Annotated in this window: 1 pseudogene; it reads right to left on the bottom strand. The window is 64.4% G+C overall.

What is annotated here, in order from left to right:
• Positions 1 to 671, bottom strand: a pseudogene (locus WFQ67_RS30185) (phospholipase); the annotation flags it as partial.

Here is a 671-nt window from a genome sequence, read left to right as displayed (position 1 = left end):
CCTTGGTGACCTCGGGAATGGTGTCGGCCCGCCCCAGGCTTTCCAGCATGCGCTGGGTGTTGACGGTGCCCTTGCCGATGCCGTCGTCCGTGACATTGGTGACCACGAACAAATGCAATGCGCCATGCAGGCCTGGGTCGCGGCCTTCGCGGGTCTGGTCCTGCGCGGCCTGCGTGATGGCTTCGGCCAGGGGGGGCCAGCGAAAATACTGGTTCTCGATGTAGATGAACTGGGTAGCGTTGTTGACCGCCTTCAGATAACCCGCCTCGATATCGCGCACCCCACTTCGGGCCTGGGTGCGCAGCAACTGGGCCATCAGTTGAGTCCCGCATTCCGGACGCGGCTTGAGTTGTACGGCGACCGCGTCCACGTTGCGTGAACGTTGCAGGTCTTCACCGGTTTCCTTGGCCCAGGCGGTGGCGAAGTTGTGGTGCAGGTCCCTGAGGATACGGCCGGTGATCTGGCAGGAGATGTCCTGGCGCGGCAAGGCACCACGAGGGCCGCGGTTAGGAGCATGGGCCTTCGCGTCGGGTTGCTTGGGGTCGGGCCGCCCGAGGGCTGAGTGGTGGTCGGTGTCCCAGTACTCGTCGAGCATGTTGTGGCCCATGACGAAGCCGATGGCCCGCTCCGGCAGCTCGAAGTCGACCAGTACGGATTTCTGGTGGTGGGTC

Origin of the sequence: Pseudomonas sp. USHLN015 (assembly GCF_037153275.1) — a bacterium.
Taxonomy (GTDB): domain Bacteria; phylum Pseudomonadota; class Gammaproteobacteria; order Pseudomonadales; family Pseudomonadaceae; genus Metapseudomonas; species Metapseudomonas tohonis.
The sequence above is the reverse complement of the archived record's forward strand: the minus strand, read 5'-3'. Positions and strand labels throughout refer to the sequence as shown.